The following is a 23,207-nucleotide window of genomic DNA, read 5'->3' on the forward strand; positions in this document are numbered from 1 at the left end:
CTGTTTCTTTCACGGAAATCGGCCCGACTGCAAGAGTGGAGGCCAATCTTCCCCAGCCTCTCGTCCTTAAATCCGGGCAAGCAGGGCCTTGCGTGTCTCCTCGTCGACGAAGGCCGCTTCGATCGCCGTTTGTGTCATGCCGTTGATCTCGGCGTCGCTGAAGCCGAAGGCTCCGGCGGCAAGTTCGTATTCCCGCTCCAGCGCGGTATGGAAGAAGGGCGGATCGTCCGAGCTGATCGTCACCCTGACGCCTGCTTCCTTCAGCCGGCGCAGCGGATGGGAGGCGAAATCGGGAAAGACTCCGAGCGCGATATTGGAGCCCGGGCAGACCTCGAGCACGGTGCCGAGATCGGCAAGCCGCTTCACCAGATCGATATCCTCAACGGCGCGCACGCCATGGCCGATGCGCGAAGGACGCACCGCATCGAGCGCGTCGGTAACGCTGAACGCGCCGCAGACCTCACCGGCATGGATGGTCAGCCCCAGGCCGGCATCCCGGGCGATATCGAAGGCACGGGCGTAGTCGGCGACGCGCCCCATGCGCTCCTCGCCGGCAAGGTTGAAGCCTGTTATCAGAGGATTGCCGGCCTTAACAGCATATTCGGCAGCACCTATCACGCTCTCCGGGCCGAAATGCCGCTCGCCGGTGACGATCAGCCGAGCCTCGATGCCGCTCTTTTCCCTGGCCCGCCGGATGCCTTCGCAGATACCTGACATATAGGCGTCGGCCCCCAGTCCGATGCGCTTGCCGTGGTCGGGCGAAACGATGAGTTCGCTGTAGATCGTATTGATGCCGGCGAGTTCGTCGAGATAGGTCTCGGTTAGAAGCGCATAGTCCTCTTCGGTTCTGTAGACCTCGGAAATCTTGTCATAACATACGAGGAAGCTTGCGAAATCATGCCAGACATAGGCCCCGTCGCGAAGCTCCGCGCTGATGTCGACGCCGTATTTCCGTGCCTGCGCCGCGGTCAGAGCTGGCGGCGCCGCACCCTCCAGATGGCAGTGCAGTTCGACCTTCTTCAAATGCGATGTCACAGAAAACTCCTTCCGTGCGGTCCGGTTGGAATGCCCAGATGCCGTGCGATACTCTCGCCAATATCGGCATAGCTGCGGCGCACGCCGATCGAGCGCGACCGGATGCCGGGGCCGTAGGCGATGACAGGCACGCGCTCGCGCGTATGGTCCGTGCCACGCCAGGTCGGATCGCAGCCATGATCGGCGGTGAGCACGACGAGATCGCCAGGCTTCAGTTTCTTATGGACTTCGGGCAAGCGCGCGTCGAAAGCTTCGAGTGCCGCGGCATAGCCCGGCACATCGCGGCGATGGCCGTAGATCATGTCGAAATCGACGAAATTGGTGAAGACGAGATCGCCGTCCTCAGCCTCGTCGATGGCCGCGAGCGACGCATCCATCAGCGCCTCATTGCCGTTTGCCTTGATGACCCTGGAAATGCCCTGATGTGCGAAGATGTCACCGATCTTTCCCACAGCATGCACATGCCGGCCGTGTTCGATCAGCCGGTCGAGCAGTGTCGGCTCGGGCGGCAGCACGGAGAAGTCACGCCGGTTTCCGGTACGCTGGAAGGTAGAGGCGGACTGACCGATAAAGGGTCGGGCGATGACGCGGCCGATATTGTGGGAATCGAGCAGCCCCCGGGCCAAACGGCAAAACGCCAGCAGGCGATCGAGGCCGAAATGCTCCTCGTGCGCCGCGACCTGGAAGACGGAATCCGAGGACGTGTAGCAGATCGGCTTGCCGGTGCGGATATGGTCCTCGCCGAGCCGGGCGATGATCTCCGTTCCCGAGGCATGGCAATTACCGAGAATGCCGGGCACATCGGCCGCCATGCACAGCGCCTCGATGAATTCGGCAGGAAAGGCGTCGCCCTCCATCGGGAAATAACCCCAATCGAAACTGACAGGTGTTCCCGCGATCTCCCAATGGCCTGACGGCGTATCCTTGCCGCGGGAGATTTCGGTGGCGGCGCCATAAATGCCGTAGACCTTCTCCGGGATAGGCATGCCGGCCGGAAAACGGCCTGAGGCGGATCGCGCGATCTGCATGAGCCCGAGTTCCGACATATTGGGCAGGGAAAGCGGTCCTTCGCGCAAACCAGCGCGGTCTCCGGCTCCGGCGGCGCAGAACTCGGCGATATGGCCGAGCGTATCGGCGCCCTCGTCACCATAGGCCGCCGCATCCGGCGCCCCGCCGACGCCGAAGGAATCCAGAACGAAAAGAAAGGCACGCGCCATTTTACACCCGAAAGAGCCGATCGCCGCAATATCGAAGGCGGTTGAGATCCAGCCATATAATGCTGGGGCCGGCTTGGCAAATTGCAGCGCCGCGCATCTGTTTCAGACGCGCAAAGGACGCTTCAACACTTCGCAGAGAAGAAGGGAAGGGCGGTCAGCAGTCGCCGCAGGGGATCGAGTCGCCTTGCCGCTGGCGATAGTAATAGCTGCGGCTGATGGTGATCGTGCGCATGCCGTCCGGCATGAAGTTCGGCGCGAACAGGAACATCGTATAGGGAATGCTAACCTCGGTGCGGACCAGGAAGCTGTTTGCCGTCTTCATGTCAGACGGCACGTTGCTCACTGTGGCGTTCTTGGCATAGGGCACAGTCCCGTCCTGGGCCCAGGACCAGAGCACTTTCGCATTGGCGCCGGCGTCGATGGTAATCCCGGTGATCTTCATCGTCAGCGTCGTCGCGCTGTAGGGCACGAAGATCGCGGTTGCGACCGATGGCATCTGCGCGAGCGCGCTCTTGGTAACAGACTGCTGCTGGGTGATGAGGTCGGCCACTGACCCCGCGGCGCGCGTCACACGCTTGCTGACGCTGAGGCCGATCGTGATTTCGAAAGCACCGATATAGAGCATGACGAGTACGGGAAAGAGGATCGCAAATTCGATCGCTCCGGCACCTTTGCGGTCTCGGATGAGTCGCCGCGCCGTCAGTACGAGTCTGGTGAATGGGTTGCGCAGCGCCATTATGGATACTGCTCGTTCTGGAAGGCCGCGGTCGCGACGATCAGATATTGGCTGGGCATCGAACCGTCGGAGGGACGTATCGTGGTGATATAGGGCCTGACCAGATCCGTGATGATTTCCCAGCGGTAGTAGGCGCGCACCATGTTGATGGTGCCGGCGCCACCTGGCGCGTATTTGAAGGCAGCCGGGTTGATGTCGGCATATCTGTCGGTGGAAAGCTTGGGGATCGTCGTCGGAATGGCCGAGAAAGTGCTGAACGTCTGTACATCCAGATACAGCTTGCTCGGCGTGGCGACCTCGCTCGCCGAGCAGCTGATCAGGATCGAGATTTCATCGCAGAAAGCCTGGCGGAATTGCGCCTGGTTCATATCGGTCGTGCGGCCGAGATTGTAGGTGATCTGCCCGGTCCGCATCCGGCGGCTCATCGTATCGACGGCGTTGGACACGAGTTCCTCGGCGGCGAAGGCGACGAAGGTTTCGAGGATTGCGAAAATCACCAGAAAATAGGGAATGGCGAGCAGGGCGAATTCGATCGCCGCTGCGCCATCGCGCGAACGGGCGAGACCGCGAAACCATGAGAAACGGATTGGCGCGGAGACGCGCGCTTTATCCGTTTTCTGATCAATTACCGTCATTACCTGGATCCGAGCGACATTCTCCGTCCGCCACACTAGGAGCCGTTCGTTGATTTTCCGTTTCAACCTGACACGACGATTTTAACGAATGGTCGAAGAACTGAAGTAAACCGATCAGGGCGAGGCGGCGGCGGTGGTCGCTTGCTGTGCGTGCTGCTCGCAATTCGGCGTGCACGACAGCACGGAGCGCTCGGTCTGCCGATAGACGCGCACCGTATTGCCTTCGTCAATCGACACCAGGATGCGTTCGTCGAGGATCGCATTGCCGTCGGCATCGAGAAGGACCAGATTGGTGGTGCCGAAGCTGCGTCCCGTCAGCACGATGGTCTTGGCGTCGGCGACGGTCGCATCGGCGACCTTGGCGTTGCCGACGATGACCTTGCTGACGGGGCGGTCGAGTTTCAATACGCGCGCGTGATCCATATAAACACGCAGCATGTCATCGTCTGCGGCCGCGGAAACTCCCGAAACACCGAAAACGGCGATCATGCCGGCAAAGAAAATGGTTTTGCCGCTCGATGACATTTGGTCCTCTTTCACGATCACAGCGCAATATCCGCATAGAATGGAAAAAAATGGTGAACGAAGCCTTAAGCCTGGCATCCTGTTCCGAGATGAAGCGCAATGATCCGATTTGGCACGGGTTTAGAGTGATACACGTCTCGGTTGGAGGTGGAATCTGCGCTATTTCCGGATGAACGCACCTGTTATTCCAGGAATATCATTAAATATTGAGGTAAGTGTGCAAGAAAATACTGACTCTACAAAGGCCTGTTGCCTCATTCGCATCTCGTTAACTCTTTTCCTTAAGCCGATGGAAACGGCCATTCGCTAGGTTGCAGTCATCCGATCAACGGCAACAGTTGGCGGACGTGCTGAACATCAACTGGAGTTAGGAGTTACCATGACCAAGCTTTTTAGCCGTTTTCTGAAGGACGAATCCGGCGCGACCGCAATCGAATACGGCCTGATCGCCGCTCTCATTTCCGTAGCGCTCATCACCGGCGCAACGAGCCTGGGCAACAGCATCAGCACCACGTTCAACAATCTCAGCACCAAGATGAATACCGGCGTTACCGCGTCGAACTAAGACAAAGGCCGTCGGGCGGCGACCAATAATACGGCCGGATTCGCTCTGACCGATCTATCGAGTGGGCTCACAGGCTGAACGGCCGTGAGCCTTTTCGCATCAAGTCACGATCGGGGTATACGCATGATCGCAACTGCAGTCTTCGTGATACTGCCATTCTGCCTCGCTATGGCCGCGTTCTCGGATCTGTTCACCATGACGATCCCGAACCGCGTATCTCTGATCCTCATTGTTTCCTTCTTCCTCCTTGCACCGCTCTCTGGCCTGGCCTTGGGTGCGATCGGCATGCATCTTGCGGCCGCTGCCATCGTGTTTTGCGCCTGCTTCGCTCTTTTTGCATTCAATGTGATGGGCGGCGGCGACGCCAAACTGTTGAGCGCCACCGCTCTCTGGTTCGGCCTGAACCAATCCCTCGCCTTCCTGATGCTTGATGTCGCCGCCATCGGCGGCCTGATCACCTTGCTGATCTTGCTGGTGAGAGCGCAATCGAACACCATCCTGGCCATCGGCCTGCCGGTTCCGAATTCGGTCCTTCTCGCCAAGAAGATCCCCTACGGCATCGCGATCGCGATCGGCGGCTTCATGGCCTTTCCTTCGTCGCCGCTGTTCCTCGCCGCGTTGGAAAGCCTGAAATAACGGCATTTTAAATGCTCGTTAACTTAAAATGTAAGCGTTCCATTAACCATAATTATACCAATTGCTGAGCATTCTGCAGGGCGAACATATCGTGCCCTGAGGAATGATCGATGAAACCGGCCCGCCTTATAATCCTAGCTGTCGCCGTGGTGGCGGCCGGCCTTGCCGGCCTCTTGGCGATGCAGATGGCAGGCCGTGGTGGTGTCGTCACCCAGGTCCAGTCGGTCATCGAGAAGGAACCGACCGTCAACATCCTCGTCTCGAGCGCCAATCTGCCGGTCGGCGCAAGGCTGGATGAAAAGTCGATACACTGGATGGCCTGGCCGCAAGGCGGTGTCGTCCCGGGCCTCATCACCGAAGCCGACAAGCCGGATGCGATCAAGGATCTGCAGGGCGCCGTCGTGCGTCTTCCGATCTTCGAAGGCGAACCGATCCGGCCGGAAAAGGTTGCCGATTCCAACAGCCGCATCCTCTCCTCACTGTTGCCGGCCGGCAAGCGCGCCGTCGCGACCGAGATATCGGTGGCAACAGGCGCCGGCGGTTTCATCCTGCCGAACGACCGTGTCGACGTCATCATGGTCCGCAAGGGCGCTGAGGCCGACAAGCTCATCACCGAAACCGTGCTGAGCAATGTCCGCGTTCTCGCCATCGACCAGCAGATCCAGGAAAAGGACGACGGCTCGAAATCGGTGGTCGGCACGACCGCGACACTCGAGCTCACGCCCGACCAGACGAAGGTTCTCGCCGTCGCCCAGCAGATGGCGGACCGGCTGTCGCTGGCGCTGCGCTCGGTCGCCGATGCGCAGGAGCAGGATACCAGTGCAGCCGACTATCTCCTGAGCGGCGACAACGGCAGTGCGATCATTCAGGTCATCAAATCAGGCGCCATCGTCACGGATGCCAGCGCAGCACCGAAGGCGGAGTAAAAGGACGTGCAAATGGGCAATTCAACGCGGCGCGGCGGACTTCTCCTGACAGGTTGCCTCTCGCTGGTAATCGGCGTCTCCGGTATAGTGCCGGCCTCGTTCGTTCCAGTTCTCGGGGCAGGCGAGGCGCGTGCCGATTCCGAAAGTCTGATCCGCATCTCGCAGACCGGCCCTGATGCCCATCGTCGGCTGAAGCTCGGGCTGAACAAGGCCGTCGTCGTCGATCTGCCGGAGGATGCGCACGATATCCTCGTATCCGATCCGACCATGGCCGATGCCGTGACCCGCACCTCGCGGCGAATCTACTTGTTCGGCAAGAAGGTCGGCCAAACCAATATCTTTGTCTTCGGCGCCGGCGGGCAGGAGATCGTCAATCTCGACATCGAGATCGAGCGCGACGTCTCCGGTCTCGAAGTCAATCTCCGCCGCTTCATTCCCGACTCCCGCATCAACGTCGAAATCGTCTCCGACAATATCGTGCTGACCGGCACCGTGCGCACGCCGCAGGATGCCACGCAGGCAGCCGATCTGGCGCAGGTCTTCCTGAAAGGCGGCGAGGCGACGACCAGAACCGAGACGGCATCCGGCACCGGCGGCGACAGCTCGGTGGCGCTCTTTGCCGAAGGCCGTCAGACCTCGCAGGTCGTCAATCTCTTGCAGATCGAGGGTGAGGATCAGGTCACCCTCAAGGTGACGATCGCCGAGGTTCGCCGCGAGGTGCTGAAGCAACTCGGCTTCGACAATCTGGTTTCCAGTTCTTCTGGAATGACCGTCGCCCAACTCGGCAGTCCGAGCGCCGACGTCGCGACATCGACGGTTGGAGGCGGCCTGGCGGCGCTCTTCAAGAGCTCTATCGGCAAATACGACATTTCGACCTACCTCAACGCGCTGGAGCAGGCCAAAGTCGTCAAGACGCTCGCCGAGCCGACGCTGACGGCGATATCGGGCCAGGCCGCGACCTTCAATTCCGGTGGCCAGCAGCTTTATTCGACGACCGACAGCGACGGCAATGTCACCGTCACGCCGTTCAACTACGGTATCAACCTGGCCTTCAAGCCGGTCGTGCTGTCCTCGGGACGAATCAGCCTGCAGATTAAGACCAATGTCTCCGAACCGGTGGCCGGCAGCGGCAACGCCACTTACCAGCGCCGTTCGGCGGAGACTTCGGTGGAACTGCCGTCGGGCGGTTCGATCGCGCTGGCCGGCCTGATCCGCGACAATGTTTCTCAGACGATGGGCGGCACGCCCGGCGTCTCGAAGATCCCGCTGCTCGGGACGCTCTTCCGCCAGAAGGGTTTCGAGCGTCAGGAAACCGAACTCGTCATCATCGCAACGCCCTATCTGGTGCGTCCGGTGGCACGCAATCAGCTCAACCGGCCGGACGACAATTTCAGCCCTGAGAATGACGGTGCGACCTTCTTCCTCAACCGTGTCAACAAGGTCTATGGCCGCCGCGAGGCGCCCGTCGCCGACGCGCAGTTCCACGGCTCGATCGGGTTCATCTACAAATGAGCGGGGCACGATCGGCAGCAATGGCACAAAACAGAGATCAGGCGATGGCCCATATGAATTCGACGACACCCCGCCTCGGACTCTCGAAGGCACTTCTGGCGGCAGCCGGCGTTTCGGTGGCGATCCTTTCCGGATGCGCCGGCCCCCATGACCAGCTGACAACAGGCGGCATCCCCGACGATTACCGCGCCCGTCACCCGATCATCGTGACGGAAGCGGAGCAGACGGTGGATATACCCGTCGCCTCGACCGATCGCCGCCTGACCATCGCGCAGCGCGACCTCATCCGCGGTTTTGCAGCAAACTACCGCATGCGCGCCTCAGGCCCGGTTTACGTGCTGTCGCCGCAAGGTTCGCCCAATTCGGCGGCGGCCTACCAGCTGCGCAACCAGGTCCGCGCCGAACTGGCCTCGAGGGGGATCGCAAGCTCGAAAATCGTCAACACCTCCTATGCCGCTGCCGGTTCAGGCGATGCGGCGCCGATCCGGCTGAGTTTTACCGGCACCACGGCGGTCACCACGCAATGCGGCCAGTGGCCGAAGGACATCTCGAGCGATCTGACCAACCAGAATTACTATAATTTCGGCTGCGCCTCGCAGAACAACCTTGCCGCCCAGATCGCCAATCCGGAGGATCTGGTGGCGCCCCGCGGCATGACCCCGATCGATGCGCAGCGGCGCAACAATGCCATCCAGGAATACCGGACGACGACGTCGACGATCGAAGATATCGCCGACAGCAACAGCGGCTTCTGAGGCGGAACGGGACGATGAGCGCGATCGAATACGAAATCAGGAATCCCAGCGAGCTTCGCATCGCCGATGAGGCGGTGCGCATGGCGGATCTGGAAAATATGCGGCCGCTGCCGCGTATCTCCGTCCACGCCTTCTGTGAGAGCGAGGCCCTGCAGCAGGTCATGGAACGCTGCGCCAATGATCGGCGCGTGGCGAAGGTCAGCATGCGCATCACCAGCGGCGGTATTGCCGCTGCCGCCAATATGTTTTCCGGCGCCCCGACCCCGAACCTCATCATCCTCGAGAGCAAGGCCAATGCCGCAAACCTGCTCGGCGAACTCGCGCCGCTCGCTGCCGTCTGCGATCCGACGACCAAAGTCGTCATTATCGGTTATTACAACGATATCGGGCTTTATCGCGAGCTGATCCGCAACGGCATTTCCGAATACATGGTCCAGCCCGTCGCCATGCCTGATATCCTGGCGGCGATGGCCTCGATCTTCGTCGATCCGGAAGCCGAGCCTCTCGGCCGCAGCATCGCCTTCATTGGTTCGAAGGGTGGCACCGGCGCTTCGACCATCGCGCATAATTGCGCTTTCGGCATTTCCAATCTCTTCTCCACCGAGACGATCCTCGCTGATCTCGATCTGCCCTATGGCACGGCCAACATCGACTTCGACCAGGATCCGGCGCAGGGCATCGCGGAAGCGGTCTTCGCGCCTGATCGTCTCGACGAGGTCTTCCTCGATCGCCTGCTGACGAAGTGTTCCCAGCATCTTTCCCTGCTTGCTGCACCCTCGCTGCTCGACCGCGCCTACGATTTTGACGGCCAGGCCTTCCAGCCGGTGCTCGATGTCCTGCAGCGCAGTGCGCCCGTTACCGTGCTCGATGTGCCGCATGCGTGGTCGGAATGGACGCGGTCGGTACTGTCGAGCGTCGACGAGGTGGTCATCACAGCGGTTCCCGATCTCGCCAACCTGCGCAACGCCAAGAACATGCTGGATGCGCTGCGCAAGATGCGGCCGAACGACAAGCCGCCGCATCTCATCCTCAATCAGGTCGGCATGCCGAAACGTCCGGAGATTTCGCCGTCGGATTTCTGTGAACCGCTGGAGATCGATCCGATCGCGATCATCCCCTTCGACATCAATCTTTTCGGCAATGCCGCCAATAGCGGCCGGATGATCTCGGAAGTCGACCCGAAATCGCCGACGGCGGAAACCTTTTCGCAGATATCGCACATCGTCACCGGCCGTGTCGCGATCAAGAAGGCGAAGAAGGGCGGCCTGCTGGGCCTCCTGAAACGCAAGTAGACAAAGAGCAATTCCAGCAACAGCGGTTTTGCGTCCGGAATTGCGTGAAGACAAAAAGATAGAGCAGATTGGATCGAGCGGTATGTTTGGAAAACGCGGAAACGAAGGTTTCGGAAAGGCCGGAGGGGCGATTGCTCCCCCGCCGCCGGCTCCGGCCGCCGTCCCCGCGGCCTCTTCACCCTCCGTTTTGGTCGAACCGTCGCGCGAGCCCGCTCGCCAGCAGGTGACGCCGCCGCCGATGCAGACGCCGCAGCGCAAGCGCCCCGTCCGCACCGATGAATATTACGACACCAAGGCGCAGGTCTTTTCCGCGCTGATCGATACGATCGATCTCTCGCAGCTTTCCAAGCTCGACGGCGAAAGCGCGCGCGAGGAAATCCGCGACATCGTCAACGACATCATCACCATCAAGAATTTCGCGATGTCGATCTCCGAGCAGGAAGAGCTGCTCGAGGATATCTGCAACGACGTGCTCGGCTACGGCCCGCTGGAGCCGTTGCTGGCGCGCGACGATATCGCCGATATCATGGTCAACGGCGCCGGCCAGACCTTCATCGAAGTCGGCGGCAAGACGATCGAATCGGAAATCCGCTTCCGCGACAATGCGCAGCTTCTCTCCATCTGCCAGCGCATTGTCAGCCAGGTCGGCCGGCGCGTCGACGAATCGAGCCCGATCTGCGACGCACGCCTGCCTGACGGTTCGCGCGTCAACGTCATCGCGCCGCCGCTGTCGATCGACGGACCGGCGCTCACCATCCGCAAGTTCAAGAAGGACAAGCTGACGCTCGATCAGCTCGTCCGTTTCGGCGCGATCACGCCGGAAGGCGCGACCGTGTTGCAGATCATCGGGCGCGTGCGCTGCAACGTCGTCATTTCGGGCGGCACCGGCTCGGGCAAGACGACGCTTCTGAACTGCCTCACCAATTATATCGACAGGGACGAGCGCGTCATCACATGCGAGGATACGGCTGAACTGCAGCTGCAGCAGCCGCATGTCGTCCGTCTCGAAACGCGCCCGCCAAATATCGAAGGCGAGGGCGAGATCACCATGCGCGATCTCGTCAAGAACTGCCTGCGCATGCGTCCCGAGCGTATCATCGTCGGCGAAGTGCGTGGACCTGAAGTTTTCGACCTCTTGCAGGCGATGAACACCGGTCACGACGGCTCGATGGGCACCATCCACGCCAATACGCCACGCGAATGCCTGAGCCGTATCGAATCGATGATCGCCATGGGCGGCTTCACCCTGCCGGCAAAGACGGTGCGCGAGATCATCTCCACCTCGGTCGACGTCGTCATCCAGGCGGCGCGCCTCCGCGACGGTTCGCGCCGCATCACCCAGATCACCGAGGTGATCGGCATGGAAGGCGACGTCATCATCACTCAGGACCTTATGCGCTACGAGATCGAAGGCGAGGATGCGGGCGGCCGCCTGATCGGCCGGCACATGTCGACCGGCGTCGGTAAGCCGCATTTCTGGGATCGCGCCCGCTACTTCAACGAGGAAAAGCGCCTTGCCGCCGCCCTCGACGCGATGGAAGCGAAAACGAAGGAATAGGCGAGATATGTTCGGGTTCGATCCGATAGTGCTGGCAATCGTCGTCCTCGCCGCCGTCTCCGCGGCGGCGGTCGCCTATACCCTGATGTTTTCCCGGATCGAGGCCGACAAGAAATCGGCAAGCCGTATCAACCGCGTCAAATCGGCCGAAAGCGACCGGGTCAAGGTCAAGGCTGCCCGCGATCGGGTACAGGAGCTGTCGAAGCGCCGCAAATCGGTGCAGGACAATCTGAAGGATCTGGAAAAGCGCCAGCACGAAAAGACCAAGAAAACCCTGTCGCTGAAATCCCGGCTGGTGCAGGCCGGCCTGTCGATCTCGGTGGCGAAATTCTATCTCTTCAGCGCCATCTTCGCCTGCGTGTTGCTGCTCGTGGCTCTGGTCGTCGGTGCTTCCTTGATGGTCATGGTCGGTATCGCCGTTGTCGCCGGTCTCGGCCTGCCGCGCTGGATCCTCGGTTTCCTGATCAAGCGCCGCCAGAACAAGTTTCTCAACGAGCTCCCCAATGCGCTTGACGTCATCACCCGCTCGATCAAATCGGGGCTGCCGCTCAACGATGCGATCCGTCTCATCGCAACCGAAGGCACAGAACCGGTCAAGAGCGAGTTCCTGCGGGTGATCGAGGCGCAGCAGGTGGGACTCAGCATCCCCGACGCCTGCGCCCGTATGACGACCCACATGCCGCTCCAGGAAGTCAACTTCTTCGCCATCGTCATCGCCATCCAGTCGCAGGCTGGCGGCAATCTGTCGGAAGCGATCGGCAACCTCTCCAAGGTGCTGCGTGAGCGCAGGAAGATGAAAGCCAAGGTCTCGGCGCTCTCGATGGAAGCCAAGGCGTCTGCCGTCATCATCGGCGCTCTGCCCTTCATCGTCGCGACTCTCGTCTACCTCACCTCGCCGAACTACATGATGATCCTTTTCACCGATCCGCGTGGCCATTTCATCATGGGCGTCTCTGCGATCTGGATGTCGATCGGTATCTTCGTCATGCGTAACATGGTCAATTTTGACATCTAGCCGGAAGGAAGCACCATGTCGCAGGATCTTGCCGCAACGCTGACCAATCCGAGCATGCTGATTGCGCTCTTCGTCGCGATCGCCGTCTTCGCCACCTTTTACACGATCGCCATTCCATTTTTCGAGCGCGGCGATCTCAACAAGCGCATGAAGGCCGTTTCGACCGAGCGCGAGCAGATCCGCGCCCGCGAACGCGCCCGCATGAACATGGAAACCGGCGCTGGCAAAGCCTCACTCAGGAGCCAGAACAACCGCTCGGTCCGCCAGATCGTCGAGCGTTTCAATCTGCGTAAGGCGCTCGTCGACGAGAATACGGTCAACAAGCTGCGCGCCGCCGGTCTCCGTTCGGAGAATGCGCTGAATACCTTCCTCGTGGCGCGTTTCCTGCTGCCCTTCCTCTTCTCGACGCTTGCCGCCGTCTGGGTCTTCGGCCTCGGCAATCTCGCCGGACGGGGCATGCCCATCCGCCTCTTTGCCGTCATCGGCATCGGTTATCTCGGTTTCTACGCGCCCAACATCTATATCTCGAACCGCATGGGCAAGCGCCAGCACTCGATCAAGCGCGCTTGGCCGGATGCGCTGGACCTGATGCTGATCTGCGTCGAATCCGGCATCTCGATCGAGGCCGCGATGCGGCGCGTGTCGGAAGAACTCGGCGAGCAGTCGCCGGCGCTCGCCGAGGAGATGGTGCTGACCACGGCCGAGCTCTCCTTCCTGCCGGATCGCCGCGTGGCGCTCGAAAATCTTGCCACCCGCACCCAGATCGAGCTGGTACGCTCGGTAACTCAGGCGCTGATCCAGGCCGATCGCTACGGCACGCCGGTCGCGCAGGCGCTGCGCGTTCTCGCCCAGGAAGGACGCGATGAGCGCATGAACGAAGCGGAAAAGAAGGCGGCCGCCCTGCCGCCGAAACTGACGGTGCCAATGATCCTGTTCTTCCTGCCGGTGCTGATCGCCGTCATTCTCGGTCCGGCTGGCATCCAGGTGGCAGACAAGTTCTGACGGTTGAGCTGGAAACAGGCTACCGCTTTCGGCAGAAGGCGATGTGCATCAAGGACTATTGGTCTGATCCGCAGTCAGCCAACGCGCGTGACCGGCGCCGGCATAGCTGGTAAACGGGATGAGAGACTATCGCAGGCGCGGATGCAACCGCAGGCCCCCTGGCGCTCATTCAATCCAAAGGGAGGTTCTCCGATGTCTTCTGCAGGCATTTTCATCAGCATCATGGCAGCCTTGGTGGTCGGTGCGATGAGCCCCGGCCCGAGCTTCGTCGTCGTTTCCAGGATTGCCATCTCGCGCTCACGGCTGGATGGTCTCGCGGCGGCACTCGGCATGGGCGCCGGCGGCGTCGTTTTTGCGGTCCTGGCGCTTGCCGGCCTGACGGCGCTGCTGTCGCAATTCGAATGGCTCTATGTCCTGCTGAAGGTCGCTGGCGGCGCCTATCTCGTCTATATCGCCGTCAATATCTGGAGGAGTGCCGGTCAGCCGCTCGAGATCTCCGATGCCGCCAACGGCAATCGCGCGCCCATGCGCAGCTTCGTGACCGCGCTGCTGACCCAGATCAGCAACCCGAAGACCATTATCGTCTATGCCAGCATCTTTGCCGCACTTCTGCCGAGGACGGTTCCGTTCAGTCTCATTGTGGCGCTGCCACTCGGTGTCTTCGCCGTGGAGGCGGGCTGGTATTCGATCGTCGCCCTTGCCTTTTCGGCACGCCACCCGCGGCGGCTCTATCTTGCCGCCAAGCACTGGATCGACCGCACGGCAGGTGCCGTCATGGCCGGCCTCGGCCTACGGCTCATTCTTGCGGGCGTGAGTGATCGGTAGGATGTCGCGCGATTGACTTCGGGTGCTCTCAAGCTTGGAGGAGATCCGGTCAGTTCGTATTGCTGTCGCCCGGCGTCTTGTCCTTGGCGGCGAGCTTCTGCCAGGAATTCTGCTGCGACAGCATCCCTCTGAGATAGGCGACGTTGGCATCGGCCTGCTGCGGCGAAAGTTCGCGCCGCGCGATCTGCTCGGCTTCCGGGAAGCGTCCCTGCAGGCCGACGACGAGGGCAAGGTTCTGCCGGACGCGGCTGTCGGCCGTGGGTTGGCCGGCGGCGGAGCGCAGGTAGGTTTCGGCCGTGCGCAGATCGCCGGTCAGCACGTAAGACATGCCGAGGTTGGACAGAATGGAAGGCTCGTTCGGCTGGATGTCGAGCGCGTCGCGGTAGCGCTGCCGGGCATCGCTTGCCCGGCCCATCTGATCGAGGATCGCGCCTTCGGCCGAGATCAGTCTCCAGTCCGGACGGTCCGGCGTCTGGGCGCGGCCGATCGTGTCGAGTGCCTGCTGGAACTGACCGGCCGCTGCCTGTGCCTTGCCATAGGCGGCCAGCACGGTACGGTCGCCCGGGTTGGCGATCGCCACCTGCTGCATGACGGCGAGCGCCTGCGTGTCGCGGCCGTTCATCCGCAGCAGATTGGCATAGCTGACGCCGGTGATGGGATCGCGCGGATTTTTTTCATAGGCCTGGCCGAGCCGGTCCGTCGCCGAGCGCAGTTCTGTCGCGTCCATCTCTTCAACCGGCTTGGTGAGCTTCGGCACCGAGCCTGTGGTCATCCGGTCCTTGGTCGTCGAACAGCCGGCAAGGGCCAGGACGAGCAGCGATGCCGCCGCACCCTGCAGGATACGATTCGTGAATGTGGTGGCGAGTGAGGCAGGCATGACGCGTTCCTGATTCCGAAATCGGCGCCTGACCTCGAAGCGGAACAGGGAAAGGTTTGACGCAATCTTCGCTCCAGCAATAGTCTGTTAACCCTAACAGACCGTTAAGGAACGATTCCTTACGACCGCCGAAGGACAATCATGGCCCCCTATCAGTTCATCGAAAGACCGACCCCATTCAACACGAAGGGCGGTTCGACGCTGCCGATCTTTGCCGTCACGCCTGCCCATATCGAAACCGGCACGATCGATCCGATCGCGCTCGATTGGGCGCGCAGGGCGGGCTATAAGGCCGAAAGCGGGTCGCTGCTGTTGATCCCGACGGCCGAAGGCCATCTCGGCGGCGCGCTTTACGGTCTCGGCACCAATCCCTCCGAGCAGCCTTACATCACCGGCAGGCTCGCCCGCACGCTGCCGGCCGGCGACTGGCACATCGAAACCGCGCCGCTGACGGCCAATCGCCTCGCTCTCGGCTTCGGGCTCGGCAGCTACCGTTTCGATCGTTACAAATCCGAAAAATCACCAGCGGCGACGCTGATGATCCCCCGCGATGCCGATGGCGCCGACATCAAGCGCCAGCTTGCCGGCGTCTTTCTCGCCCGCGACCTCATCAATACGCCGACGAACGACATGGGGCCGAACCAGCTCGAGGCCGTTTTCCGTGGCCTGGCCGCACATTACAAGGCGGAGGTATCGGTCATATCGGGCGACGACCTGCTCACGCAGAACTTTCCGCTGGTCCATACTGTCGGCCGCGCCAGTGCCGACGCGCCGCGCCTTCTCGAGCTGCGCTGGGGCAAGAAGGGTCATCGCAAGGTGACGCTGGTCGGCAAAGGCGTCTGCTTCGATACCGGCGGTCTCGACATCAAGCCTGCGGCCTCCATGCTCTTGATGAAGAAGGATATGGGCGGCGCGGCGAATGTCATGGGGCTTGCCCTGATGATCATGGACGCCAAGCTGAAGGTCGACCTGCGCGTCATCGTGCCCGTCGTCGAAAATGCCATCTCGTCCAATGCCTTCCGCCCCGGCGACATCTACCGGAGCCGCAAGGGTCTGACCGTCCAGATCGACAATACCGACGCCGAAGGCCGTCTGATCCTTGCCGATGCGCTGGCCTATGCCGATGAGGAAGAGCCCGAACTGCTGATCGACATGGCGACGCTGACAGGTGCAGCCCGCGTTGCGTTGGGCCCGGATCTCCCGCCGTTCTTCACCGATGACGCCAATCTGGCGCATGACCTGACCGAAGCGAGCCTGGAAACCGATGATCCGATCTGGCGACTGCCGCTCTATTCCGGCTACGAAAAGGATATCCGCGCCAAGTTCGCCGACCTCACCAATGCCCCGGCCGGTGGCATGGCGGGGGCAATTACCGCGGCCCTTTTCCTCAAGCGTTTCGTCAGCAAGACGAAGAGCTGGGCGCATTTCGACATTTACGGCTGGGCCCAGTCCGAACGGCCGCATTCGCCGGGCGGTGGCGAGGCACAGGCGATCCGCGCACTCTTTCACCATATTCGTCAGAGCCTGCGCTGAGGCCATACGCAAAAGGCGCTGAGGCGTCGCGTGTTCACGCGCTGCGCCTCGCCGCCGATCATTAAAATTTTATTCACCTTGCCATGCGGCAGTTCCCGGCCGCCCTTGCATGTGTATGGCAACTGCCGGAAAATGGAACGTTAGCGTAACGATCTTCCGGAGGGGCCGTGCCGATCGAACTGACCGCCTCGCAGGCGCTGGGGCTCTGGCATGGCGTGGCGCTCGATCAGGTCCGCCACGACGACCGCGATTTGACGTTGCGCCAAATGGCGATCCTGCTGCATATTTATCTGGTGCCGCCGCCGCACACGGTGCGTGGGCTTGCCGCCACGCTTGAGGTCACCAAGCCGGTTATCACCCGCGCCTTGGATACGATGGGCGAGATGGGTCTGGTCGATCGCGTGCGCGACGATGCCGACCGGCGCAACGTGATCATCAAGCGCACCGTCGGCGGCGCGCTTTATTTGGAAAAGCTCGGCGATCTCGTGCGGGATCAGGGCCGCCGACTGCCGCTCTGAAAGGAATGCCAATGACGATGCTCGACCGCCGCCTGCATGCCTACCGGCCGGATCTCGCGGAAGCGGGGCTCGAAGGCAAGGTAGAGGCTTTGCGCTTCGTGGAAGGTGCGGCGGCGCGCGTCGCCGTTCCGGTGGCGGCATTGCGGCCCGCACCGGATCTTACGCGCGGCATCGATACCGAGCTGCTCCTCGGCGAAGAGGTGACGGTTTTCGATCGCGCCGACGGCTGGTGCTGGGTCAAAGCCGCCTCGGACGGCTATGTCGGTTATATCGAGGCAGACGCGCTCGTGGAAGGCAGGCCGGCGCCGACCCATATCGTCACCGTGCAGCGCAGCTTCCTCTATCCGGAACCGGAACTGCGCAAGCCCCACCAGGCCATCCTGTCGATGGGAAGCCGCGTCCATGTTGCCGGCGAGGCGGAAGCGCGCGGCAATCGCTATGTCGTGCTCGAGAACGGGACGGCGATCTTCGCCAAGCATGTCCAGCCGATCGGCGCGCTCGACGGCGCCGATTATGTCGGCATCGCAGCCCGTTTCCTGGAAACGCCCTATCTCTGGGGCGGACGGTCCGGCCTCGGCATCGATTGCTCCGGTCTCGTCCAGCTGGCGATGCTGATGACAGGCAGAGCCGCACCGCGCGATACCGACATGCAGGCGGCGGGCCTCGGCGAGCCGATCGACCGCTCCGACATCCGCCGCGGCGACCTGGTATTCTGGAAGGGCCATGTCGCCGTCTTCGAGGATCCGGAAACCATCCTCCACGCCAACGGCCATAGCATGACGGTGGCGCGCGAGAATTTCGAGGCTGCCGTCGAACGCATCGGCTGGCTCTACGAACAGCCGACCGGCTATCGCCGGCCGATCAGCTGATCAGATATCCGGCGGCTGCGGCCAGGATCTCACCCCGCCCGTCCAATCCTCGAAGGCTTTCGACAGTCTCAGCACCAGCATGTCGTCGAAGCGCGGCCCGACGATCTGCAGGCCGATCGGCATGCCCGAGCGAGAGAAACCACAATTGATCGAGGCGGCCGGCTGCTCCGACATGTTCCACGGCACTGTGAAAGCAATATGCTCGAAGGGCAGGGCCGGATCATTGGTCGGCGATGCCCATTCGGCCGGATAGGAGATAATCGGATTGGTCGGCGAAAGCAGGGCGTCGATCTCGGTGAACAGCCGTCCGCAGCTCTTGCGCATTTCGATCGTCTGGTTGAAACCCTTGACCGCATCGACGCCGCGGATGTCGGCGCCGCCCTTCGCCCAATCCCTGATATAGGGCAGGATGCTGTCGCGGCGTTCTTCGTCGAGATCGGCGATATCGCCCCAAAGCCGGGACCGCCAGAAATTGTCGAGCCCATCCAGCATCGTGCGTGTCAGCACCGGCTGGACTGATACAATGGTCGCGCCGGCCTTCTCGAAGCATCTCGCCGCCGCTTCGACCGAGACCCTGATCTCGTCCTCCACCGCAAGCCCGCAGCCGGCATCGAGCATCAACCCGATCGTCATGCCCGACATGTCGATGTCGAGATCCATCCAGTTGAAATCGTTCGGCGGCAGGCTGGTGCCGTCGCGCCAGTCCGGCCGCGACAGCGTTGCCATCGAAAAGGCCGCATCCTCGACCGTGCGCGCCATCGGCCCGACGCAGCGCCCGACATAATAGGGATCGGCCGGAATGCGCCCATGGCTCGGCTTGAAGCCGAAGATGCCGGTCCAGCCGGCGGGAAGGCGCACTGAGCCGCCGATATCGGTGCCGATATGCAGCGGCCCGTAGCCGGCCGCTGCGGCCGCTGCGGCCCCGGCGCTCGATCCGCCGGGATTCTGTGTAGTGTCCCAGGGATTGCGGCTGAGAGGATGAAAGCTCGAAAGCCCGGAGGACAGCATGCCGTAATCCGGGCAGGTGGTCTTGGCGAAGATCACTGCGCCATCTTCCCGCAGCCGGGCGGCGGCCGGCGCATCGGCGTCAGCCGGGATCAGTTCCATCGCCTTCGTTCCGAGCGGCACCGGTTGGCCCTTGGTGGCGATCAGCTCTTTCAGCGTCACCGGGATGCCGTCGAGGGCGCCAAGCATTTCGCCCTTCGACCAGCGCTCGGTCGAAGCTTTCGCCTGCGCGCGCGCCGATTCCGGATCGTAGAGGTAGAGTGCCGAAATCGAAGGCTCCCAAGCGGCGATATGGTCTTCCAGGGCGAGCCAATAATCGAGGGGAGAGAGGCTCTTATCGGCGAAGCGCTGCCTGAGTTCGCGGATGGTAAGGTCGGTTTCGGTCATGGCATGGTCTTTCGGGCTTTTCGTCTTGGGAGGACATCAGCGGCTCGCCTCGCGCGGGTCGAGCAAATCACGCAAACCGTCGCCGAGCATGTTGAAGCCGAAGACGGTGAGCGCGATGGCAAGACCGGGCAGGATCGCCAGCCAGGGGGCGAGCGCCAGATAGGTTTGTGCATCGGCAAGCATACGGCCCCAGGTCGGCGCCGGCGGCGCCATGCCGAGACCGAGGAAGCTGAGACCCGCTTCGGTCAGGATCGCCAGCCCCAGCTGGATGGCGCCATGGACGATGATCTGGCTCATGATATTCGGCAGCACATGGCGCAGCGAAATGGTCAGGCGCGTATTGCCGATCGCGCGCGCCGCCGTCACATAGTCGCGGCTCCAGGCCTGTAGCGAGGTCGCAAGCGTCACCCGGGCAAAGACCGGGATCATGAAGACGGCGATCGCGGTGATTGCGGTGAACCGTCCCGGCCCGAGAAAGGCGCCGAGCACCATGGCCGACAGGATCGGCGGCAGGGCAAAGATGACGTCGCAGATCCGCATCAGCAGCGCTTCGAACGGACCGCGGATCGCCGCCGCCGAAACGCCGGCGATCGAACCCAGCGTCCCGCCGATCATAACCGCGGTAATGGCGATCGACAGTGAATTCCAGCAGCCTGCCATCAGCATCGACAGCACGTCGCGGCCGAACTGGTCGGTGCCGAGCAGGCCGAAGGCAAGCGGCGGCTGCAGTTTGTGGATGATCTGCATTTTCGCCGGCGGCAGCGGCGTCCACACAAGCGACAACAGCGCCACGGCAACCAGCAGGCCGATGATGACAGCCCCTGAAATCAGGTTCATTCGCCGGCTAAGTCTAAAGGTCCGGCCGCGGCTGGTGATGGCGGTGGATACGATCGCCATCGTCAGGCCGCCTTTCTCATCCTGGGATCAATCGCCAGATAGGAGAGATCGACGACGAAATTCATCACGATGACGAGGCCTGCGAAGAACAGCACGACATCCTGCATGACGATGATGTCGCGCTGGGAAAGCGCCTGCAGGGCGAGCCGACCGAGGCCGGGCAGGTTGAAGACGTTTTCCACCAGCACCGCGCCGGCAACGAGAAAGGTGAATTGCAGCCCGATCATGGTGAGGATCGGGATCAGCGCGTTCGGCACGATATGACGCCACAGCACCGCATGACGAGAGAGCCCTTTCGCGACGGCGGTGCGGGCAAAATCCTCATGCATGGTGTCGAGCACAGCTGAGCGCGCCACCCGCGTCAGCACGCCCGCCTGTGGCATCGCCAGCGCGACGGCGGGCATAACGAGCGCCTGCAATGCCTGTAGGATACCGGCGCTCCAGCCGGGGAAGCCGCCGGCCGGCATCAGCCCGAGCATCGTCGAAAACAGGATGATCAGGAGCAGCGCCACCCAGAAGGCGGGCACGGCGATGCTGATCTGCGAAAACAATGTTGCGATGATATCGAAGAGACCGCCGCGGCGCGAAGCGGCCAGCACGCCGAGCGGCAAGGCAATCGCCACCGAAAGCGCGATCGCCATCAGCGCCAGCGGCAGCGTCACCGTTAGCCGCTCGAGAATCAAACCCGCGACCGGCACGCCATAGGTTAGGGAATTGCCGAGATTGCCGGAGATCACGCCGGTCAGCCACTGCCCGTAACGCAGCAGCAGCGGTTGGTCGAGCCCGAGATCGTGGCGCAGTGCCGCAAGCGTTTCAGGCGTTGCCGAGGTGCCAAGCATAATCGAGGCGGGATCGCCGGGCAGAAGGTCCATGACGGCGAAGATCAGCAGCGAGACGACGACGAGCGTGACGAGGAGACCGGCGAAGCGGCGGGCGAGGAGGGTGATCATATCGGATCGAGCACCGCGGCAATCGAACGCGGCACGCCCCCTCCGCCCTCACGCGGAGCCCCCGACGCGCCGGCGGCGAGTTTGGCGAGAACGCCAACTCCACTCGTCATCCCAGGCCTTGAGCCTGGGATCCATGCCACTGCTGTTGATGGATGTGGTGTGGATGCTCGGGTCAAGCCCGAGCAAGACGGAGTTTGGAGTTGGCGGGAGGAGCCAATCAGGGCGCAGATCCCCGTGTCAGAAATGCCATCCACCAGCGAAACCAGACAATCCCGGCCCAGATTGACCTCACTTGGCGAGGGAGGGAGAGAGCTGCGCGCCATATCGACCAAATGTATGTCGGATCTCTCCAAGGCCTTCACCTCATCACATCCCGCCCCTAACCTACCGCTCTCACTCGTCCCAGGACACGCCCGAGAGTACGTTGGAGGGGATCGGCTCGTTCTCCCACAGCCCTTTCAGCTTTTTGTCCCAGACGCCGAGTTTCGGCATGACGAAGAGATAGAGCGCCGGCACGTCCTCGGCGAGGATCTTCTGCGCCTCGCCGTAGATCGCATTCTGCGCGGCGGGATCGGTCGTCTCCTGCACCTTCTTCATCAGCGCGTTGAAGGCAGGGTTCTTATAATTGAAATAATAGGGATCGCGGGCATAGATGTCGATGTCGAGCGGTTCGGCATGGGCGACGATCGTCATGTCGAAGTTGCGGTCCTTCATGATGTCCTGGACCCATTTCGCCGGAAATTCCGTCGGTTCGATATTCATCGTCACGCCGATCTCGGCAAACATCGCCTGCATCACCTGGGCGCTGCGCGGCGCATAGACCATCTGCGGCGATTTGATCGTGAAGGTGAAACCGTTGGGATAGCCGGCTTCGGCGAGCAGCGCCTTCGCTTTCTCGACGTCATAGGGCAGCACATTGGTCATGTCCTGATAGCCCGGATCGTTCGGCGTGTAGTGGCTGCCGATCGGCGTGCCGAGGCCGGACCATGCGCCGTCGATCACCGTCTTGCGGTCGATCGCCATCATCAGCGCCTGGCGCACGCGTTTGTCGTCGAACGGCTTCTTGGCATTGTTCATGCCGGCAACGACCTTCAGCTCAGTATTGCCGATCCTGGTAACGAGCCTCGCATCGCCGTCGAAGGAGCTCATCAGCTCGGGCGCGGCAAATTCCGGAAAGGCGTCGAGATCGCCGGATTTCAGCGCAGCCGCCTGCGCCTGCGGATCGGCGATGAAGCGGAAGGTCACCTTGTCGAGCTTGGCGGTCGCATCCTTGTTCCAGTAATCGGTATTCCTGGCGAGTTCGACCTTGTCGCCCTTCGCCCAGCTTGCGAATTTGAAGGGACCGGTGCCGATCGGCGTCGTCTTGTCGTCGGCCGCCGTCTTCGGGGCGACCATTACCGAGGCCGGCCAGCCGAGCCAGTAGATCAGGCTGCCGGTCGGCGCCGAGAGATGCAGCACCAGCGTTTCGGCATCGGGCGTATCGATCGAGGCGATCGAAGCGAAGAAGCGCTTTTGCGGATTGACCGAATCCGCGCCGCGGGCGCGGTCGAGCGAAAACTTGGCGCTCGCGGCATCGAAGGCCTCGCCGTCATGGAATTTGACGCCGGTCTGCAGCTTGAACGTATAGGTCAGGCCATCGGCAGAAATCTCCCAGCTTTTCGCCAGCTGCGGCTGGACCTTGCCGGCTTGGTCGATCGTCACCAGCCCCTCGAATACGTTCTGCCAGGTTACCTGACCGATTGCGACGGGTGCCGCGATCGTCGGATCGAGGCCGGTCGGCTCGACGCTCATGCCGAGATTGAGGGTGGTCTTCGCCGCTTCCGCTGGCGTCATCGCCGTCATCACGAGGCCGGCCGAAAGCGCAGCACCGAGGGAAAGCCGCCTGATGAAACGCGAAGGCGCAAACGAAAGCTTGATCATCATGTCCCCTGTCTGGC

The 23,207-nt window shown here is 62.0% G+C and carries 23 protein-coding genes; 13 read left to right on the top strand and 10 right to left on the bottom strand.

Translation table 11 applies throughout. The annotated features are described in order from the left end of the window. Nucleotides 1-66: 66 nt before the first annotated feature. The 5 genes from FHT69_RS31300 to FHT69_RS31320 all read right to left on the bottom strand — a co-directional run bounded on the left by FHT69_RS31300 (nucleotide 67) and on the right by FHT69_RS31320 (nucleotide 4,148). Nucleotides 67-1,035 (bottom strand): adenosine deaminase, encoded by a 969-nt coding sequence (locus FHT69_RS31300; protein ID WP_183906427.1) that lies wholly within the window; start codon nucleotides 1,033-1,035, stop codon nucleotides 67-69. Next, complete coding sequence (locus tag FHT69_RS31305; protein ID WP_028757045.1) at nucleotides 1,032-2,252, bottom strand: phosphopentomutase; 1,221 nt, start codon at nucleotides 2,250-2,252, stop codon at nucleotides 1,032-1,034. The genes FHT69_RS31300 and FHT69_RS31305 overlap by 4 nt, the downstream gene beginning before the upstream one ends. Before the next feature lie 154 nt (nucleotides 2,253-2,406). Continuing rightward, the gene (locus FHT69_RS31310; protein WP_028756115.1) at nucleotides 2,407-2,988 is read right to left on the bottom strand and encodes a TadE/TadG family type IV pilus assembly protein; all 582 of its coding nucleotides are present in this window, start codon (nucleotides 2,986-2,988) and stop codon (nucleotides 2,407-2,409) included. After that, nucleotides 2,988-3,623, bottom strand: coding sequence for a TadE/TadG family type IV pilus assembly protein (locus tag FHT69_RS31315; RefSeq protein ID WP_028757047.1), 636 nt, complete (start codon nucleotides 3,621-3,623; stop codon nucleotides 2,988-2,990). The genes FHT69_RS31310 and FHT69_RS31315 overlap by 1 nt, the downstream gene beginning before the upstream one ends. Nucleotides 3,624-3,737: 114 nt before the next feature. Beyond that, nucleotides 3,738-4,148: a pilus assembly protein N-terminal domain-containing protein gene (locus tag FHT69_RS31320; protein ID WP_028756117.1), complete on the bottom strand. Its 411-nt coding sequence runs from the start codon at nucleotides 4,146-4,148 to the stop codon at nucleotides 3,738-3,740. Nucleotides 4,149-4,527: 379 nt separating this feature from the next. Between FHT69_RS31320 and FHT69_RS31325 the strand changes: the two genes are divergently transcribed. The 10 genes from FHT69_RS31325 to FHT69_RS31370 all read left to right on the top strand — a co-directional run bounded on the left by FHT69_RS31325 (nucleotide 4,528) and on the right by FHT69_RS31370 (nucleotide 14,234). Then, entirely contained in the window at nucleotides 4,528-4,713 is a 186-nt protein-coding gene (locus tag FHT69_RS31325; protein WP_047617466.1) for a Flp family type IVb pilin, read from the top strand. A 123-nt stretch (nucleotides 4,714-4,836) separates the two neighbouring features. Then, the gene (locus FHT69_RS31330) at nucleotides 4,837-5,349 is read left to right on the top strand and encodes a prepilin peptidase (RefSeq protein ID WP_183906429.1); all 513 of its coding nucleotides are present in this window, start codon (nucleotides 4,837-4,839) and stop codon (nucleotides 5,347-5,349) included. A gap of 110 nt (nucleotides 5,350-5,459) precedes the next feature. Then, nucleotides 5,460-6,275 (top strand): Flp pilus assembly protein CpaB, encoded by an 816-nt coding sequence (cpaB, locus tag FHT69_RS31335; protein WP_047617469.1) that lies wholly within the window; start codon nucleotides 5,460-5,462, stop codon nucleotides 6,273-6,275. 12 nt (nucleotides 6,276-6,287) lie between these two features. After that, complete coding sequence (locus tag FHT69_RS31340) at nucleotides 6,288-7,787, top strand: type II and III secretion system protein family protein (RefSeq protein ID WP_028757051.1); 1,500 nt, start codon at nucleotides 6,288-6,290, stop codon at nucleotides 7,785-7,787. After that, a complete protein-coding gene (locus FHT69_RS31345; protein ID WP_028757052.1) occupies nucleotides 7,784-8,542 on the top strand; it encodes a CpaD family pilus assembly protein in 759 nt (252 codons plus the stop codon). The genes FHT69_RS31340 and FHT69_RS31345 overlap by 4 nt, the downstream gene beginning before the upstream one ends. 14 nt (nucleotides 8,543-8,556) lie before the next feature. Next, a complete protein-coding gene (locus tag FHT69_RS31350; RefSeq protein ID WP_097544457.1) occupies nucleotides 8,557-9,834 on the top strand; it encodes a CpaE family protein in 1,278 nt (425 codons plus the stop codon). Nucleotides 9,835-9,916: 82 nt separating this feature from the next. Beyond that, nucleotides 9,917-11,392, top strand: a complete 1,476-nt coding sequence (locus FHT69_RS31355; RefSeq protein ID WP_028756124.1) for a CpaF family protein — start codon at nucleotides 9,917-9,919, stop codon at nucleotides 11,390-11,392. Between the two features lie 7 nt (nucleotides 11,393-11,399). After that, nucleotides 11,400-12,407 (top strand): type II secretion system F family protein, encoded by a 1,008-nt coding sequence (locus FHT69_RS31360; RefSeq protein ID WP_047617475.1) that lies wholly within the window; start codon nucleotides 11,400-11,402, stop codon nucleotides 12,405-12,407. A gap of 15 nt (nucleotides 12,408-12,422) precedes the next feature. After that, nucleotides 12,423-13,409, top strand: coding sequence for a type II secretion system F family protein (locus tag FHT69_RS31365; RefSeq protein WP_047617477.1), 987 nt, complete (start codon nucleotides 12,423-12,425; stop codon nucleotides 13,407-13,409). Nucleotides 13,410-13,601: 192 nt separating this feature from the next. Continuing rightward, nucleotides 13,602-14,234 carry a LysE family translocator gene (locus FHT69_RS31370; protein ID WP_047617479.1) on the top strand — a complete coding sequence of 211 codons (633 nt, stop codon included), beginning with the start codon at nucleotides 13,602-13,604 and terminating at the stop codon, nucleotides 14,232-14,234. 49 nt (nucleotides 14,235-14,283) lie between these two features. Here the strand turns inward: FHT69_RS31370 and FHT69_RS31375 are convergent, their stop codons facing one another. Then, nucleotides 14,284-15,111 (bottom strand): tetratricopeptide repeat protein, encoded by an 828-nt coding sequence (locus FHT69_RS31375; RefSeq protein WP_047617481.1) that lies wholly within the window; start codon nucleotides 15,109-15,111, stop codon nucleotides 14,284-14,286. A gap of 141 nt (nucleotides 15,112-15,252) precedes the next feature. Here FHT69_RS31375 and FHT69_RS31380 point away from each other — a divergent pair, with 141 nt between their 5' ends. From FHT69_RS31380 to FHT69_RS31390, 3 genes are all read left to right on the top strand, one after another. Then, a complete protein-coding gene (locus tag FHT69_RS31380; RefSeq protein ID WP_063473509.1) occupies nucleotides 15,253-16,644 on the top strand; it encodes a leucyl aminopeptidase family protein in 1,392 nt (463 codons plus the stop codon). 167 nt (nucleotides 16,645-16,811) lie between these two features. Beyond that, nucleotides 16,812-17,162 (top strand): MarR family transcriptional regulator, encoded by a 351-nt coding sequence (locus FHT69_RS31385; protein ID WP_047617485.1) that lies wholly within the window; start codon nucleotides 16,812-16,814, stop codon nucleotides 17,160-17,162. A gap of 11 nt (nucleotides 17,163-17,173) precedes the next feature. Next, a complete protein-coding gene (locus FHT69_RS31390; RefSeq protein WP_168332498.1) occupies nucleotides 17,174-18,031 on the top strand; it encodes an NlpC/P60 family protein in 858 nt (285 codons plus the stop codon). On the opposite strand, the gene FHT69_RS31395 is transcribed toward FHT69_RS31390, so the two are convergent. From FHT69_RS31395 to FHT69_RS31410, 4 genes are all read right to left on the bottom strand, one after another. Next, complete coding sequence (locus FHT69_RS31395; protein WP_047617489.1) at nucleotides 18,032-19,423, bottom strand: amidase; 1,392 nt, start codon at nucleotides 19,421-19,423, stop codon at nucleotides 18,032-18,034. 36 nt (nucleotides 19,424-19,459) lie between these two features. Beyond that, nucleotides 19,460-20,320 (bottom strand): ABC transporter permease, encoded by an 861-nt coding sequence (locus FHT69_RS31400; protein WP_183906431.1) that lies wholly within the window; start codon nucleotides 20,318-20,320, stop codon nucleotides 19,460-19,462. A gap of 2 nt (nucleotides 20,321-20,322) precedes the next feature. Beyond that, complete coding sequence (locus tag FHT69_RS31405; protein WP_183906432.1) at nucleotides 20,323-21,270, bottom strand: ABC transporter permease; 948 nt, start codon at nucleotides 21,268-21,270, stop codon at nucleotides 20,323-20,325. A 393-nt stretch (nucleotides 21,271-21,663) separates the two neighbouring features. Next, the gene (locus FHT69_RS31410) at nucleotides 21,664-23,190 is read right to left on the bottom strand and encodes an ABC transporter substrate-binding protein (protein ID WP_183906434.1); all 1,527 of its coding nucleotides are present in this window, start codon (nucleotides 23,188-23,190) and stop codon (nucleotides 21,664-21,666) included. Nucleotides 23,191-23,207: the final 17 nt, after the last annotated feature.

This window comes from Rhizobium sp. BK008 (genome assembly GCF_014197345.1).
GTDB lineage: Bacteria > Pseudomonadota > Alphaproteobacteria > Rhizobiales > Rhizobiaceae > Rhizobium > Rhizobium anhuiense.

What these genes read in the sequence shown, in the direction of transcription:
- cpaB (WP_047617469.1), top strand. Translation starts at nt 5,460, where the DNA reads ATGAAACCGGCCCGCCTTATAATCCTAGCTGTCGCCGTGGTGGCGGCC.
- FHT69_RS31390 (WP_168332498.1), top strand. Translation starts at nt 17,174, where the DNA reads ATGACGATGCTCGACCGCCGCCTGCATGCCTACCGGCCGGATCTCGCG.
- FHT69_RS31350 (WP_097544457.1), top strand. Translation starts at nt 8,557, where the DNA reads ATGAGCGCGATCGAATACGAAATCAGGAATCCCAGCGAGCTTCGCATC.
- FHT69_RS31320 (WP_028756117.1), bottom strand. Translation starts at nt 4,148, where the DNA reads ATGTCATCGAGCGGCAAAACCATTTTCTTTGCCGGCATGATCGCCGTT.
- FHT69_RS31365 (WP_047617477.1), top strand. Translation starts at nt 12,423, where the DNA reads ATGTCGCAGGATCTTGCCGCAACGCTGACCAATCCGAGCATGCTGATT.
- FHT69_RS31305 (WP_028757045.1), bottom strand. Translation starts at nt 2,252, where the DNA reads ATGGCGCGTGCCTTTCTTTTCGTTCTGGATTCCTTCGGCGTCGGCGGG.
- FHT69_RS31405 (WP_183906432.1), bottom strand. Translation starts at nt 21,270, where the DNA reads ATGATCACCCTCCTCGCCCGCCGCTTCGCCGGTCTCCTCGTCACGCTC.
- FHT69_RS31360 (WP_047617475.1), top strand. Translation starts at nt 11,400, where the DNA reads ATGTTCGGGTTCGATCCGATAGTGCTGGCAATCGTCGTCCTCGCCGCC.
- FHT69_RS31370 (WP_047617479.1), top strand. Translation starts at nt 13,602, where the DNA reads ATGTCTTCTGCAGGCATTTTCATCAGCATCATGGCAGCCTTGGTGGTC.
- FHT69_RS31310 (WP_028756115.1), bottom strand. Translation starts at nt 2,988, where the DNA reads ATGGCGCTGCGCAACCCATTCACCAGACTCGTACTGACGGCGCGGCGA.
- FHT69_RS31355 (WP_028756124.1), top strand. Translation starts at nt 9,917, where the DNA reads ATGTTTGGAAAACGCGGAAACGAAGGTTTCGGAAAGGCCGGAGGGGCG.
- FHT69_RS31325 (WP_047617466.1), top strand. Translation starts at nt 4,528, where the DNA reads ATGACCAAGCTTTTTAGCCGTTTTCTGAAGGACGAATCCGGCGCGACC.
- FHT69_RS31380 (WP_063473509.1), top strand. Translation starts at nt 15,253, where the DNA reads ATGGCCCCCTATCAGTTCATCGAAAGACCGACCCCATTCAACACGAAG.
- FHT69_RS31315 (WP_028757047.1), bottom strand. Translation starts at nt 3,623, where the DNA reads ATGACGGTAATTGATCAGAAAACGGATAAAGCGCGCGTCTCCGCGCCA.
- FHT69_RS31375 (WP_047617481.1), bottom strand. Translation starts at nt 15,111, where the DNA reads ATGCCTGCCTCACTCGCCACCACATTCACGAATCGTATCCTGCAGGGT.
- FHT69_RS31410 (WP_183906434.1), bottom strand. Translation starts at nt 23,190, where the DNA reads ATGATCAAGCTTTCGTTTGCGCCTTCGCGTTTCATCAGGCGGCTTTCC.
- FHT69_RS31330 (WP_183906429.1), top strand. Translation starts at nt 4,837, where the DNA reads ATGATCGCAACTGCAGTCTTCGTGATACTGCCATTCTGCCTCGCTATG.
- FHT69_RS31340 (WP_028757051.1), top strand. Translation starts at nt 6,288, where the DNA reads ATGGGCAATTCAACGCGGCGCGGCGGACTTCTCCTGACAGGTTGCCTC.
- FHT69_RS31400 (WP_183906431.1), bottom strand. Translation starts at nt 20,320, where the DNA reads ATGGCGATCGTATCCACCGCCATCACCAGCCGCGGCCGGACCTTTAGA.
- FHT69_RS31395 (WP_047617489.1), bottom strand. Translation starts at nt 19,423, where the DNA reads ATGACCGAAACCGACCTTACCATCCGCGAACTCAGGCAGCGCTTCGCC.
- FHT69_RS31345 (WP_028757052.1), top strand. Translation starts at nt 7,784, where the DNA reads ATGAGCGGGGCACGATCGGCAGCAATGGCACAAAACAGAGATCAGGCG.